Origin of the sequence: Rahnella sp. PD12R (assembly GCF_019200965.1) — a bacterium.
Taxonomy (GTDB): Bacteria; Pseudomonadota; Gammaproteobacteria; order Enterobacterales; family Enterobacteriaceae; genus Rahnella; species Rahnella laticis.
The window spans coordinates 83,591-98,041 of record NZ_JAHTMS010000008.1 but is presented as its reverse complement, the minus strand read 5'-3'; the positions used below and the strand labels follow the sequence as shown (position 1 = coordinate 98,041).

Sequence of the window (14,451 nt, the reverse complement as noted above, 5' to 3'; positions counted from 1 at the left end):
ACAGGGTAATCGTTGTTGTAATGATGAAAAATACCTAATATCGCAACACATCGTCCCATTAATGCAACGACGGAAGCTTTCACCGATGACGGAAGATCTCAACGACATGGCGCTGTTTGCCGCCGTAGTGAAACATCAGGGTTTTACCGCCGCAGGCCGCGCGCTGGGCGTGTCGAAATCCCTGCTCAGCCGCCGGATTGACGCGCTGGAAACCCGCCTCGGCGTACGTTTGCTGCAACGCACGTCGCGCCACTTTTCAGTCACCAGCTTGGGTGAATGCTACGCGGTTGAATGCCAGAAATTACTGCAACAGGCCCAGGCGGCGCGGCAGGTCATCGACGATTTGCAGCAAAACCCGCGCGGGCTGCTGCGCGTGTGTACGCCGGTGATGATGGCGGAAATGGTGGTCGCTCCGCTGATGACGGAATTTCTGACCCGGTTTCCCGATATCCAGCTGGAGCTTCTGGCCATCAACCGGTCGGTGGATTTGCTGGAGGAGAATTTCGACGTCACCGTGCATTCGCACAGCGAGCCGCTCGATGATTCCGGTTTGTACCGTAAAGCGCTCGGCCTGCTTCGCTACGTGCTGGTTGCCAGCCCGGCGTTTATTGCAGCGCTGACGTCCGCCCCCTCAGCGGATCAGCTGAGTTATCTGCCAACGTTGGTGCGCAAAACGCCGTGGGCGGCGAGCCACTGGGAACTGTCGCATCCGCAAGACGGTACCCGCAAAGTAGAATTAACGCCGAAGATGATCAGCAATAATCTGCTGGTGCTGCGTCAGGCCGCAGTGGACGGATTGGGCGTTGCACTGCTGCCGGAAACGGCGTGCAAAGAGGATTTAGCGTCAGGAAGGCTGCACTATTTTCTGCCGGACTGGCAAACACCGCCGTCTGAGATTTCGGCGCTGTATGCCAGCCACAAAGGTCAGTCTCCGGCGTTACGCGTGTTTCTCGATTTTCTGGCCGGGAAACTGCACGGAACGCTGTAAAACGGTTATTCCGGATCTTTCAGGTAGGCTTTGAACTGCGGCGACATGTAGGTTTTGAACGTGTCGCCCTCTTTGGTGATGAGATACACCGCCAGATGTTCTTTCTCCGCCAGCGCCAGCGCTTTGTGGGTGCCCAGCACCATCAGGCCGGTGTCCCAGCCATCCGCTTCCAGCGCGGTTGGCGCAATCACGGTCGCAGAAACCAGCTTATGGGTGATCGGCGAACCGGTCGCCGGGTCGATAATGTGCGACAGCCGTTTGCCGTTCAGCTCGTAGTAATTACGGTAGCTGCCGGAGGTGCTGATCCCCATGCCCTGCAAATCGACAATCGCCTGCACCGCCGTCTCTTTGTCCGTCGGTTTCTGAATCGCCACCTGCCAGGGATTACCCTTCGGATTGTGTCCGCGTGAAACCACCGCACCGCCCACCGACACCAGATAATTACTGATACCGTTACCTTCAATCAGGCGCGCCAGATGATCGGTCGCGTAACCTTCGCCAACGGTCGAGAGATCGACATACATCCCCTGCAAATCTTTTTGCAGATATTGCCCGTCACTCTGCTGGATCACTTTCAGATGTTGTAAACCCGTGCGCTGACGGGCATCCGCAATCTGTTCCGGCGTCGGCATTTTCACCGGCTGTTTATCCGGGCCGAAACCCCACAGATTTACCAGCGGTCCGACGGTAATGTCCATCGCGCCGCCGGTCAGCTGACCAATGCGCATTGACGTCACCACGGCGTCCGCCATTCCCGCGCTGACCGGTTGCGGCACGTTGCCCTGATACTGGTTAAAACGCGATAAAACCGAGTCTTCTTTGTAGGTCGACAGCTCGTGATCGTCCTCTTTGAGCTGCGCTTCGATTTGTTCACGCAGCGAGGCTTCCCGGTTTTTATCCACTCCCGCCAGGCTGACACGGTAAAACGTGCCCATGGTTTTCCCTTCAATCACCAGCGCATCTTTTGCATCAGATGCGCCACCATCGCAGGCAGACAGCAGACTCACCGCACACAGCAACAGTGTGCAACCTACATAAACCGGTTTTGAAAACATGAAAATGGCTCAGTTGAGTGCCCGTTGCCGGGCAGAAAAAGTATCAGGACATTAAGGGGTCGCGCTTAAACCACGACGCAACAAAGTTTCTGTCAAAGTTTTCGGGTCAGCGGCTGCGCTTGGCGTGGCGCTCCCAGTTTTCCTGTTTGGCCTGCGCTGTTTTCTTCAGCGCAACGTAGCAGGCGCCCGCACCGCCGTCTTTCTGGATTGCCACGCTGAAAGCCTGCACGTCATCAAGCTGTTTCAGCCACTTGGCGACGTAGCTGCGCACGATATTGGCGTGGCTTTCGTCATCCCGGCCACGGCCATGAATGATTAACAGGGTGCGTAAATTCTCCGCCTGCGCCTGACAGAAGAAAGCAAAAAGCTCCTGCCGGCACTGTTCGACCGGTTTACGCAGCAAGTTCAGGCTGGCTTCCAGCGGATATTTCCCCTGCCGGAGTTTGTCGAGCACGCCCTGCTGTACGCCGTCGTGTTTGTATTCCAGCGGCTCGTCGCACGGCTGGATATTCAGAAAACCGGTGGTCAGCGGATTTTCACGCTTTTCGGCGGCATCACCGCTTTCCGGTTTATTCCCTGTGGCTGAGTTCCTGAGGTAGACCACCCGTTTATCCGACGCCAGAGGCTGCACTCCCGCCATTTCCTGACTGAATAAATCATCATCATCGCTCATTTCTTACCTCTTTTTCAGCGGTGGGACCGGGGTAAATTATCCCTGCAAATGCCCTGCGGGTAAAGCCGGGTTCCGTCTGATGAACGCCGGTAAAGAATTCTGAAATAGCCGGATAACCGGTAAAAGTCATTTTTGAATCTATACTTAGCTGCTGGGGCAGAAAAGCATTCCGACCAATGCGCTTCTGTAACCCCGTCAAATTGAGGAGAAAAGATGCCGTACCTTGATGATCCCTTAATTATTTTCACAGACCTGGATGGATCACTGCTCGACCATCACGATTACAGCTGGAAACCCGCGCAGCCGTGGCTGGATAAACTGGCTGCCGCGAATGTCCCGTTAATTCTGACCACCAGTAAAACCTCCGCCGAGGTCGCGGCATTACAGACCGCCCTGCACTTAACGCATCAGCCTTTTATTGCAGAAAACGGGGCGATTATCCACCTGCCGCCCGGCTGGCAAACGCATGAACAGGAACCGGTTCACGTCATGGGTGCCCGTTACAGCGATATCCGTCAGGCGCTGGTCGATTTGCGCCAGCGTTATGATTTTGAGTTTCGCGGCTTTGGTGACGTCACGCCAAAACAGGTCGCAGTCTGGACGGGCTTATCTGAAGCACAGGCTGAACTGGCGATGCAGCGCGAAGCGTCCGAACCGCTGGTGTGGTTTGGTAACGATCTGGATTTTGCACATCTGAAAAAGTGCCTGTCCCGTGAAGGTCTGGCGCTTACGCGCGGCGGCCGCTTCTGGCATGTCATGGGCACCGACGCCGGAATCATGGGCACCGACGCCGGAAAAGGTCAGGCGGTGCAATGGCTGTCGCAACTGTACCGGCAACAGCGCGGCGTGCCGGTCGCCAGTATCGGGCTGGGAGATGGTCCGAACGATTTATCGATGCTGGAGACCGTGGATTACGCCGTGGTGATTAAAGGCTATCACGAGCATCAGATGCCGGTGAACGACGGGAACGGCTCACGGGTATTTCGTACCACGGAGTTTGGCCCGCACGGCTGGAGCCAGGGGCTGAATCATTTTATTACCCTTCCCTAAAGGGAGGCGTTAAAGGGAAAGTTGTTTATTCAATGCCGGGTTTTGCATTGTTTATTGCTCTTTGTTTTACCGATAAGACTTCCAATAATTTTATCTATTCTAAAATTGGAGAATACCGTATGAGCGATTTTTATCAGGATGGTGTAATCACTAATTTTCATAACCTGACTAACCGTAAAGTTGAAGAACTGGAATACGATTTGCAGGTGTTTTCAGGCCGCCGTTCAATGGGATTAATATTACCTTCATTGTTTTCTGAACTTGAAGGCCCGGCGCTGACCCATATTGTTGATGAGCTGACAAAAGTCCCCTATCTGGAAGAAATCGTAATAGGTTTAGATCGCGCAGACCGCGATCAGTTTTTATTTGCCCGCGAGTTTTTTTCCCGCCTGCCGCAGCGTCACCGTATTTTGTGGAATGACGGCCCGCGTCTGAAGGCGCTGGATGAAGAGCTTAAAAAAGAAAATCTGTCGCCAAATGAACCGGGCAAAGGCCGCAACGTGTGGTTCTGCGCCGGGTATACGCTGGCATCGCGCCGCACCTCGGTGGTCGGGCTGCACGATTGTGACATTGTCACCTACAGCCGCGACATGCTGGCGCGTCTGATGTATCCGGTGGCAAACCCGAATTTCCATTACGATTTCTGCAAGGGCTATTACGCCCGTGTGGCGGACGGGAAATTTAACGGCCGCGTCGGGCGTCTGCTCGTGTTCCCGCTGCTCAAATCGCTGCAAATTGTTTATGGTCATTCGGATTTTCTGGAATATCTGCGTACCTTCCGCTATCCGCTTTCCGGTGAATTCGCCATGCGTACGCACGTTCTGAATGATTTGCGCATTCCCAGCGACTGGGGTCTGGAAATCGGTGTGTTGTCCGAACTTCACCGCAATACCGCAACGCGCCGTATCTGTCAGGTAGACATCGCTGATAATTACGATCACAAGCATCAGCCGATGTCAGAAGATGACGCCACCAACGGTTTGCAGCGCATGAGTATTGATATCACCAAAGCGCTGTACCGTAAGATGGCAATTCTCGGCGTGAATATCACCAGCGAGTCGTTCCGTATTCTGAAAGCTACCTATTACCGCAACGCGCTGGATATGATTGACAGTTTTGAGAATGATGCGCGGATGAATGGCCTGTCGTTTGACCGCCACAGTGAAGAATCCGCAGTAGAACTCTTCTCCGGCGCGATCATGGAAGCCGGTCAGGCGTTTGTGGATACGCCGAGTGAAAAACCGTTTATTCCGAGCTGGAGCCGTGTGCAGTCGGCTTTTCCGGACATGCTGGATCGCATTCATGAAGCGGTGGAAAAAGATAACGAAGGCGACGTGTAACGCCCTGAGGATTCTGAAAACAGAAAAGAAAAACGCTGCAATAGCAGCGTTTTTTTATGGAACTGACCAGCGAATTACGGATTAGAAACTAGGCAGATTCTTTTTTGCCAGGGAAAAGTAAGCTGGCCACAATTCCCAGCGCCAGCACACCCAGCACCACGTAAAGACTGGTTAACGCCTCAATTTCTATCCCGTGATGCCACAGATGATTACTTGAGTTCAGCGCCAGTTTTGCTGCAACAAAAAACAGCAGGAAAATCACAGATTTTTCCAGATGCACCAGATATTTGCGCAGCGCTTCTAGTACGAAATACATCGTACGTAAGCCCAGCACGGCGAACATCATGGCGGAATAAACAATCAGCGGTTCGCGGCTGACGGCAATGACCGCAGGCACGCTGTCAAAAGCAAACATCAGGTCGGAGATTTCCACAACGGCAATACACAGCAACAGCGGCGTCGCGTAGCGTACACCCTTCTTCACGGTAAAGCTGAAGCCCTGATTTTCCGGTTTCGCCAGTTCAGCTTCGACCTGCTCGCTGCTGACCAGAAAATGCGGCCCCACCAGTTTCGGGAACACCGGGAAGAAGCGGCGCACCAGACGGTTAGCGATGTGATCCGAGTAATCATCATTCTCTTCATCATCGTTACCAGCGCGCATCATCAGGATCGCCGTCCACAAAATGACAACGGCAAACACCATTTCAACCCACGGCCCCAGCGCCAGGAGGCTGGTGCCGATCACCACGAAAATCCCGCGGAAAACGATGGCACCGATGACGCCCCAGTAAAGAATGCGATGACGATAACCATCGGGCACTTTAAACCAGGCAAAAATCGCCATAATCACGAACAGGTTGTCCACGGACAATACCTGCTCCAGTGCGTAACCGGTCAGAAACAGGCTGGCGACTTCTTTGCCATGATGGATATACAAAAAACCGGCGAAGCTGAGAGAAACAGCAATCCAGAAGACGGTCCAGATTGAAGCGCTTTTCAGGCCAATCGGTTTGTGGCTGCGATGCGCGAAGATATCAATCAGCAGCGCGGCGACGGCCACGACAACAAAAACCACGGTCGTTTCGAATGGGAATCCCAGAGAATCAGACTGCATTACACCTTTCCTAAAGTTAAACGAAAGCTAAACGAATCTGCGCATTGTATGCGGTTGCGAAGCGAATGGGTATCAAAGTCGTTGGCAGGTGGCATTTTGTGCCATAATCTCGCGCGGCAAATTATGGGTGGAAATTGAATCTCACGCCCGCGAATAATTCTTCGTCAGAGAATATCCTTAGGTTGCTATAAATTGATTCAGACGGCTAATTCATTAAAATAGAATTATAATTTTAACGGATAATTTGACGCAGTTTTAAATCTCATTGATTCTCAATTCGACTTAATTCCCAGTTCAGATCAAAATATTCCGAAAAAAAACCTGTTTAAAATCGGGGTTTTTTAACATTTCGCTCTTTTCGCTCCATTCAGCTACTTATCACTCGCTGCAAAAGATGTTAAAATTGACCCATATCAATATTGCCAGAGTGACTATCATGATCCCAGAAAAACGTATTATTCGACGTATCCAATCTGGTGGCTGTGCAATCCATTGTCAGGACTGTAGCATCAGCCAGCTTTGTATTCCTTTCACCCTGAACGAGCATGAACTCGATCAGCTGGATAACATCATCGAAAGGAAAAAGCCGATCCAAAAAGGTCAGGCATTGTTTAAAGCCGGTGATGAACTGAAATCCCTTTATGCCATCCGTTCAGGGACCATCAAAAGCTATACCATCACTGAACAAGGTGACGAACAGATTACCGGTTTCCATCTGGCAGGCGATTTAGTCGGTTTTGATGCTATTGGTGGTTTGCAGCACCCAAGTTTCGCACAGGCTCTGGAAACGTCCATGGTTTGTGAAATTCCGTTTGAGACACTTGATGACCTCTCCGGGAAAATGCCAAATCTGCGCCAGCAAATGATGCGCCTGATGAGCGGTGAGATCAAAGGCGACCAGGACATGATCCTGCTGTTGTCGAAGAAAAATGCTGAAGAAAGACTGGCGGCGTTTATCTACAACCTCTCCCGCCGTTTTGCACAACGTGGCTTCTCTCAGCGCGAATTCCGCCTGACCATGACCCGTGGTGACATCGGCAACTATCTCGGCCTGACCGTTGAAACCATCAGCCGTCTGCTGGGCCGTTTCCAAAAATCAGAAATGCTGAGTGTTAAAGGCAAATACATTACGATTGAGAATCACGAAATGCTTTCTCAGTTAGCCGGACAGTCTGCCCCCGTTTCTGCCTGACCGTTTTGATTTTCTTCTAATAGATTGGCGTCGGATCATTCAAGGAATAATTTGTTGATCCGACTCAATTTCTCCTCTGTCCGATTGCTTAATCTTGGTTTACTCTGTACTTAATACACTGACCGCCGTTCTCTTACAGGTGTTAAGGAGTCCCCATGGCTAAGTATCAGAATTTACTGGTTGCTATAGACCCCAATCAGGATGACCAACCCGCACTGCGTCGTGCCGTTTATCTGGTGCAGCGTAACGGTGGCCGCATCAAAGCTTTCCTGTCCATTTATGACTTTTCGTACGAAATGACGACCATGCTTTCGCCGGATGAGCGAACCAGCATGCGCCAGAGCGTGATCAGCGAAAGAGAAGAATGGATCAAAGAGCAATGCCACTATTATGTCGACGCGGGCATTCCGATTGATGTGAAAGTCGTCTGGCACAACAAACCTTTTGAAGCGATTATTCAGGAAGTGATTTCCGGAAATCATGATTTGCTTCTGAAAATGGCCCATCAGCATGACCGTCTGGAATCCGTTATTTTCACTCCGACGGACTGGAATTTGCTGCGCAAATGCCCTTGTCCGGTCTGGATGGTGAAAGACCAGCCGTGGCCGGAAGGCGGTAAAGCGGTGGTTGCCGTTAACCTTTCCAGCGAAGAGCCGTATCACGACCCGCTCAACATCAAACTGGTGAAAGAGACCATCGAACTCGCCAGCCATGTGAATCAGACCGAAGTCCATCTGGTCGGCGCATATCCTGTGACACCCATTAACATTGCCATCGAACTTCCCGATTTTGACCCCAGCGTTTACAACGACGCGATACGCGGTCAGCATCTGATTGCGATGAAAGCGCTACGCCAGAAATTCCAGCTCGACGAAAAATTCACGCATGTGGAAAAAGGCCTGCCGGAAGAAGTCATTCCTGATCTTGCGGAGCATCTGCAAGCGGGTGTGGTGGTGCTGGGGTCTATCGGGCGTACCGGGTTGTCTGCGGCGTTTCTGGGCAATACCACAGAACAGGTGATCGACCATCTGAAATGTGATTTGCTGGCCATTAAGCCCGATGATTTCGAGTGCCCTATTACGTCGGACGATGACGAAGAAGATGACGACGAATAACGTCTGAACAACGGATAAAACAAAGGCCAGTCAACAGACTGGCCTTTTTCATTACTGAGTTACTGATGGAGAATTACAGCGCGCGCAGGATTTTCTCCACGCTTTCTTTCGCATCGCCAAACAGCATTTGCGTATTTTCTTTGAAGAACAGCGGGTTCTGTACGCCGGCATAACCGGTGTTCATTGAACGTTTAAATACGATAACGTTCTGCGCTTTCCACACTTCCAGCACCGGCATGCCGGCGATCGGGCTGCGCGGATCTTCCTGCGCGGCCGGGTTCACCGTGTCATTCGCACCGATCACCAGCACCACGTCGGTATTGCTAAAGTCGTCGTTGATCTCGTCCATTTCCAGCACGATGTCATACGGGACTTTTGCTTCAGCCAGGAGCACGTTCATGTGGCCCGGTAAACGCCCGGCCACCGGGTGAATACCAAAACGGACTTTGATACCTTTCGCACGCAGTTTAGCCGTGATGTCGTGTACAGGATATTGTGCCTGTGCCACCGCCATGCCATAGCCCGGGGTGATGATCACTGAGCTGGCGTTTTTCAGCATGTCGGCCACTTCTTCGGCTGACGCTTCATGGTATTCGCCCATTTCTTCCGCATCGCCGGTAGAAGAACCGTCAGTACCGAAACCACCCGCAATCACGCTGATGAACGAACGGTTCATCGCTTTACACATGATGTAGGACAGAATCGCACCGGAAGAACCCACCAGCGCACCGGTGACGATCAGCAGGTCGTTGCTCAGCATGAAACCTGCGGCCGCCGCGGCCCAACCGGAATAGGAGTTCAGCATGGAAACGACCACCGGCATATCCGCACCACCGATGGAAGAAACCAGATGCCAGCCGAAACCCAGGGCAATAATGGTCATGATAAGCAGTGCCAGAACTTGCAGGCCCACGCTATCGGTACGAACGAACGTTACCATCAGCAGGAAAGAAACGACCAGCGCCGCCAGATTCAGCTTGTGACGGTGTGGCAGTGCGAGCGGTTTGGAAGAGAAAATCCCGCGCAGTTTGCCAAACGCCACAATCGAACCGGTGAAGGTCACCGCACCGATGAAGATGCCGAGGAACACTTCGGTCAGATGGATGTTCTCCATCACGCCTTCCATCGGTACAGCGCCGTGATCCAGATAGCTGTTAAAGCCCACCAGAACCGCCGCCAGACCCACGAAGCTGTGAAGGATTGCCACCAGCTCAGGCATTTCCGTCATTTCGACTTTGCGAGCCAGATATACGCCAATTGCACCACCAATCACCATCGCCACGATGATCCAGCCTACATTGCCGGAGTCTGGCCCCAGAATGGTGGCGATCAGCGCGATAGCCATCCCGGTGACACCGAAAATGTTACCCTGCTTTGACGTTTCATGTTTTGACAGCCCCGCAAGGCTGCAAATAAACAGAATAGCGGCAACAATATATGCTGCTGTAACTAAACCCCCAGACATATGTTACCCCTTAGTTCTTGCGAAACATCTTCAGCATGCGCTGAGTGACGGTGAATCCGCCGAAAATATTGATACTGGCAATCAGAACGGCAATAAAGGACAGGAAACTGACCCAACCGCCATGACCGATTTGCAGCACGGCACCCACCACGATGATCCCTGAAATGGCGTTAGTGACCGACATTAACGGGGTATGCAACGCATGACTGACATTCCAAACCACGTAATAACCGACCACGCAGGACAGCGCGAAAACGGTAAAGTGAGAAAGGAATTCTTTCGGAGCAACATTGGCCAGCCAGCCAAACAGCACGATGGCGACGGCCATGATGATGAATTTGGTCCACGGGTTAGCCGGTTTAGCTTCTGCTTTTACTACAGGTTCAGCGGCTTTCGCAGCTTGTGGCTGTGCAGAAACCTGAATCGGTGGCGCAGGCCAGGTGACTTCGCCGGTTTTCACCACAGTCACGCCGCGCACAACGGTATCTTCGAAATCAATTTCGATTTCGCCGTTTTTCTCTTTGCACAGCAGTTTCAGCAGGTTAACCAGGTTGGTGCCGTACAGTTGCGAAGACTGTGTTGGCAGGCGGCTTGGCAGATCGGTGTAACCGATGATCTTCACACCGTTTTCAGTCGTGGTGATTTTGTCGGCAACGGTCAGTTCACAGTTACCGCCGGTTTGCGCCGCCAGATCGACAATCACGCTGCCCGGTTTCATGGAGGCGACCATTTCTTTGGTGATGAGCTTAGGTGCCGGGCGGCCCGGGATCAGCGCGGTAGTCACGATGATATCCACTTCTTCAGCCTGAGCTGCAAACAGCGCCATTTCCGCTTTGATGAACGCTTCGGACATCACTTTCGCGTAGCCGTCACCGCTGCCCGCTTCTTCTTCGAAGTCCAGTTCCAGGAACTCAGCGCCCATACTTTGCACCTGCTCCTTAACTTCAGGGCGGGTATCAAACGCACGAACAATGGCACCAAGGCTGCCTGCTGCACCGATGGCAGCAAGGCCAGCCACACCGGCACCGATAATCATGACTTTTGCAGGCGGAACTTTACCGGCGGCGGTGATTTGCCCGGTGAAGAAACGGCCAAATTCATGTGCAGCTTCAACAATCGCACGGTAACCGGCGATGTTAGCCATCGAGCTCAGGGCATCCAGAGATTGCGCGCGGGAAATACGTGGCACAGAATCCATTGCCATCGCCGTCACCTGACGGTCGGCCAATTTTTGGATCAGTTCAGGATTTTGCGCAGGCCAGATAAAGCTGACCAGCGTGGTTCCTGCCTGTAATTTGTCAATTTCATCGGTTTCAGGCGCATTGACCTTCAAAACGATATCTGATTGCCATACATCATCGCCAGTGACGACCGAGGCCCCCGCTTCTTCATACGCGGAATCTTCAAAGCTGGCTAACTTACCGGCACCCTGTTCGATAGCCACCGTGAAGCCGAGTTTGAGCAACTGTTCCACCGTCTTCGGCGTGGCTGCAACCCTGGCTTCATTGGTCAACCGCTCTTTTGGTACACCAATACGCATAGTATTCCCTTCACCCTTTTCATTGATGATTTGTGTCATCGACATAACAATTCAATTACCAGCCTGTCGGTTATATAAACGACCGAAAATCTGTTTTTGCAGGCTGGGTATAACCTACTGAATATCTAATCAATAATCTACGTATCGCAGCGATAGTCAGGCAATTAATAATAAAAAAATTGATATGGTCCGCAAACCTGCTGCAAACCGTGAGAAACAGGCCTTTATTTCACCTGATAATCCTATTTATACCGGATCAATCACTCAGGTAAGTCTCACTCTACCCCGCCCGGCGCGGGCATAAAAGTTAGAAAATAGTGAATAATTAACATTTATTTCACTACTTGGTTTATTCATCAAACTTATATAAGTTAGGGACAGTAAAAAAAGAGGTGTGATATCACGATGCCGCTCGCATTATTGCCATAAATTGCTGAGACACTCAGCATTGTTACATGCAATAATCGGCCGCTAACCTGTTACACATCAAGAATTCAGCACGTTTCAACATTACAGCGCAAGGTGAAAGGATTTTTTATGAAGCTGACAAAAACGATCATCGCATCGGCCCTGTTTTCTATTTCTGCGCTGTACGCAGCACATGCCGCGCAGGAAATTAGCCCGCAGAAAGCAGCAGCCATCAAGCCTTTTGATCGCATTGTTATTACCGGGCGATTTAACACGCTGGGCGACGCGTCTGACGCCGTCTCCCGCCGTGCCGATACGCTGGGTGCAGATTATTTCTATATTCAAGATACCAATACCACTAACAATAGCGGTAACTGGCGCGTAGTTGCAGATATCTATAAAAAAGATGCGCCTGAAGTCAGCAATGACCCGCATTACCGCGTGATTAACGGCGTTGTAGAGCTTCCGAAAGACGTCGCGTACGGCCTTGAGCCTTTTGATACTGTGACTGTCAGCGGTTTCTACCGCAGCCAGCCAGACGTTAATGATGCTATTACTCAGGCCGCGAAACAGAAAGGGGCTTACTCCTTCTTCATCGTGCGCCAGATTGATGCCAACAGCGGCGGCAACCAGTACATCACTGCGTTCATTTATAAAAAAGATGCACCTAAACGCGTAGTTCAGTCTCCGGATGCCATTCCTGCTGATTCCGAAGCGGGTAAAGCGGCGCTGGCAGCAGGCGGTGCAGCAGCGAAGAAAGTTGAGATCCCGGGCGTGGCTTCTTCTGGCAGCCCAAGCCGTTCAGTAGGCCGTTTCTTCGAAACGCAGTCTTCTACCGGCCAGCGTTACACCGTCACGGCAACTAACGGGGCTAAAATTCAGGAAGTGAACGACGTCACCGCTGCTCAGATGGTTCCGTTCGATTCCACTACCTTCACCGGCCACTTCAACAGCACCACCGACGTTTCTCAGGAAGTGGCGAACCGTGCTGCGGCGAAAGGCGCCAAGTTCTACCACATTACCCGTCAGTGGCAGAACAAAAGCGGCGGCAACCTGACCGTAAGCGCAGACTTCTTCAAATAAGTCTGACTAACGCTGAAATACAAAAGGCAGCCTTTCAGGGCTGCCTTTTTACTTTCTGCAATTCACGTCGCTGCGTGGTTCTCAGCGAACGTTATTTTCCCCAGGTTCTTTCCAGAACGTTAACCCAGTTTTTGTAGCAAATCTTCTCCAGCAGCGCCTGCCCGTAACCCGCTTCACGCAGCGCATTGACCAGCACAGGCAAACCGCGCACATCCGACAAGAACGGTGCCATTGACGCGCCGTCAAAATCCGAGCCAAAGCCCACGTTGTCTTCGCCCAGATGTTCCACCAGATAATCCACATGGCGCACCATAATGTCGGTGCCGGTATCGTCGCTTCTTTTACCGTCTTCACGCAGGAACGGCACGGCAAAGTTCAGGCCGACGAAACCGTTGCTCTCTTTGATAGCAGCCAGCTGTTTGTCGGTCAGATTGCGTGACTGCGGGCAGATGCTGAACGCATTGGAATGGCTGGCGACCAGCGGCGCATCACTCAGCTGGGCAATTTCCCAGAAGCCTTTTTCATTGAGGTGCGACAGATCAATCATGATGCGTTTCTGATTGCAGGCTTTCACCAGCCGGACGCCCGCTTCCGTCAGCCCCGGGCCGGTATCCGGCGAGGTTTGATATTTGAACGGCACGCCGTGACCGAAAATGTTCGGACGGCTCCAGACCGGCCCCAGAGAGCGCAGCCCCATGCTGTACAACACGTCCAGATTATACAAATCCTCATCAATCGCCTCCGCTCCTTCGATGTGCATCACCACAGCTAATGCATGGTTATCGATGGAGTGACGGATTTCCTGCGCCGTGCGGCAAATTTTCACCTTTCCTTGCGACTGTTCTTCAATTCTGAGCAAAAAAGCCATCATGCCAAATGTGACATCACGTGCAAAATCGAAAGAAGGTGTCGGAGAAAAATCAGGATGTTTTTGAGTACCTTCCACAAGGAATCGCGTGTCGACTGAGCGATCAGGCACGCTATTTGCAAGATCAATATCTGGAGTGGGTACCCACGCGGCAAACAGCCCGCCGGCAAAGCCCGCTTCACGACAGCGCGGCAGGTCTAATTGTCCGCTGGCGGGTCCCTGAAGGAATGCGCGTTCAGGATTTTGACGATGTTCTTTCCAAAGCTGTAACAAAACATCGTTATGTCCATCAAATACCGGCATTAATTCTTCAGTTCCGTGCGCTACGTTATTCATAAAAAAGGTCTACCTTTGATTAAGCATGACTAAGACAACGGAGATTTGCTCAGACGAAGTGCATCACCTGCGAACGATTGCACCAGCGAAGAACAAACACAGTACGCTTCAGATTAGTTTTTTCGATACGAAACGTCGACAGGTGCAAAGCAACGTTTTTTCATTTAAGCCAGTTGCCTGAGTTTAAGTCAAGGGTCTGACAACGTAATTTTTAATTTTACTTT

At 51.8% G+C, this 14,451-nt stretch carries 12 protein-coding genes; 6 read left to right on the top strand and 6 right to left on the bottom strand.

Annotated elements, in window-relative coordinates; genetic code table 11:
- The first annotated feature begins 85 nt into the window (after nt 1–85).
- Entirely contained in the window at nt 86–988 is a 903-nt protein-coding gene (locus tag KWG64_RS16855; RefSeq protein ID WP_218522540.1) for a LysR substrate-binding domain-containing protein, read from the top strand.
- A gap of 5 nt (nt 989–993) precedes the next feature.
- On the opposite strand, the gene apbE is transcribed toward KWG64_RS16855, so the two are convergent.
- A complete protein-coding gene (gene apbE, locus KWG64_RS16850) occupies nt 994–2,043 on the bottom strand; it encodes an FAD:protein FMN transferase ApbE (protein ID WP_195823330.1) in 1,050 nt (349 codons plus the stop codon).
- A gap of 106 nt (nt 2,044–2,149) precedes the next feature.
- Entirely contained in the window at nt 2,150–2,716 is a 567-nt protein-coding gene (gene smrA, locus KWG64_RS16845) for a DNA endonuclease SmrA (protein ID WP_218522539.1), read from the bottom strand.
- A 213-nt stretch (nt 2,717–2,929) separates the two neighbouring features.
- Here smrA and KWG64_RS16840 point away from each other — a divergent pair, with 213 nt between their 5' ends.
- On the top strand, nt 2,930–3,766 hold the full coding sequence (locus KWG64_RS16840) for a mannosyl-3-phosphoglycerate phosphatase-related protein (RefSeq protein WP_218522538.1): 837 nt from the start codon (nt 2,930–2,932) through the stop codon (nt 3,764–3,766).
- Nucleotides 3,767–3,885: 119 nt separating this feature from the next.
- Nucleotides 3,886–5,106 (top strand): glycosyl transferase, encoded by a 1,221-nt coding sequence (locus tag KWG64_RS16835; protein ID WP_152326270.1) that lies wholly within the window; start codon nt 3,886–3,888, stop codon nt 5,104–5,106.
- An 88-nt stretch (nt 5,107–5,194) separates the two neighbouring features.
- On the opposite strand, the gene KWG64_RS16830 is transcribed toward KWG64_RS16835, so the two are convergent.
- Nucleotides 5,195–6,220, bottom strand: a complete 1,026-nt coding sequence (locus KWG64_RS16830; RefSeq protein ID WP_218522537.1) for a TerC/Alx family metal homeostasis membrane protein — start codon at nt 6,218–6,220, stop codon at nt 5,195–5,197.
- Between the two features lie 436 nt (nt 6,221–6,656).
- On the opposite strand from KWG64_RS16830, the gene KWG64_RS16825 reads away from it, so the two are divergent.
- Nucleotides 6,657–7,412, top strand: a complete 756-nt coding sequence (locus KWG64_RS16825) for an FNR family transcription factor (RefSeq protein WP_013575564.1) — start codon at nt 6,657–6,659, stop codon at nt 7,410–7,412.
- 155 nt (nt 7,413–7,567) lie between these two features.
- Nucleotides 7,568–8,527, top strand: coding sequence for a universal stress protein UspE (gene uspE, locus KWG64_RS16820; RefSeq protein ID WP_195815092.1), 960 nt, complete (start codon nt 7,568–7,570; stop codon nt 8,525–8,527).
- A 73-nt stretch (nt 8,528–8,600) separates the two neighbouring features.
- Here the strand turns inward: uspE and pntB are convergent, their stop codons facing one another.
- Together pntB and pntA are read right to left on the bottom strand one after the other, a co-directional pair.
- Entirely contained in the window at nt 8,601–9,992 is a 1,392-nt protein-coding gene (pntB, locus tag KWG64_RS16815; protein ID WP_218522536.1) for a Re/Si-specific NAD(P)(+) transhydrogenase subunit beta, read from the bottom strand.
- Between the two features lie 10 nt (nt 9,993–10,002).
- The gene (pntA, locus tag KWG64_RS16810; protein ID WP_218522625.1) at nt 10,003–11,532 is read right to left on the bottom strand and encodes a Re/Si-specific NAD(P)(+) transhydrogenase subunit alpha; all 1,530 of its coding nucleotides are present in this window, start codon (nt 11,530–11,532) and stop codon (nt 10,003–10,005) included.
- A gap of 537 nt (nt 11,533–12,069) precedes the next feature.
- On the opposite strand from pntA, the gene ydgH reads away from it, so the two are divergent.
- Nucleotides 12,070–13,023: a DUF1471 family protein YdgH gene (ydgH, locus tag KWG64_RS16805; protein ID WP_218522535.1), complete on the top strand. Its 954-nt coding sequence runs from the start codon at nt 12,070–12,072 to the stop codon at nt 13,021–13,023.
- A gap of 91 nt (nt 13,024–13,114) precedes the next feature.
- Here the strand turns inward: ydgH and KWG64_RS16800 are convergent, their stop codons facing one another.
- Entirely contained in the window at nt 13,115–14,227 is a 1,113-nt protein-coding gene (locus tag KWG64_RS16800) for a dipeptidase (RefSeq protein WP_218522534.1), read from the bottom strand.
- Between the last annotated feature and the right edge of the window lie 224 nt (nt 14,228–14,451).

Bases quoted from the DNA above. Each gene is read 5' to 3' on its own strand.
- KWG64_RS16855 (WP_218522540.1), top strand. From the start codon at position 86: ATGACGGAAGATCTCAACGACATGGCGCTGTTTGCCGCCGTAGTGAAA.
- apbE (WP_195823330.1), bottom strand. From the start codon at position 2,043: ATGTTTTCAAAACCGGTTTATGTAGGTTGCACACTGTTGCTGTGTGCG.
- smrA (WP_218522539.1), bottom strand. From the start codon at position 2,716: ATGAGCGATGATGATGATTTATTCAGTCAGGAAATGGCGGGAGTGCAG.
- KWG64_RS16840 (WP_218522538.1), top strand. From the start codon at position 2,930: ATGCCGTACCTTGATGATCCCTTAATTATTTTCACAGACCTGGATGGA.
- KWG64_RS16835 (WP_152326270.1), top strand. From the start codon at position 3,886: ATGAGCGATTTTTATCAGGATGGTGTAATCACTAATTTTCATAACCTG.
- KWG64_RS16830 (WP_218522537.1), bottom strand. From the start codon at position 6,220: ATGCAGTCTGATTCTCTGGGATTCCCATTCGAAACGACCGTGGTTTTT.
- KWG64_RS16825 (WP_013575564.1), top strand. From the start codon at position 6,657: ATGATCCCAGAAAAACGTATTATTCGACGTATCCAATCTGGTGGCTGT.
- uspE (WP_195815092.1), top strand. From the start codon at position 7,568: ATGGCTAAGTATCAGAATTTACTGGTTGCTATAGACCCCAATCAGGAT.
- pntB (WP_218522536.1), bottom strand. From the start codon at position 9,992: ATGTCTGGGGGTTTAGTTACAGCAGCATATATTGTTGCCGCTATTCTG.
- pntA (WP_218522625.1), bottom strand. From the start codon at position 11,532: ATGCGTATTGGTGTACCAAAAGAGCGGTTGACCAATGAAGCCAGGGTT.
- ydgH (WP_218522535.1), top strand. From the start codon at position 12,070: ATGAAGCTGACAAAAACGATCATCGCATCGGCCCTGTTTTCTATTTCT.
- KWG64_RS16800 (WP_218522534.1), bottom strand. From the start codon at position 14,227: ATGAATAACGTAGCGCACGGAACTGAAGAATTAATGCCGGTATTTGAT.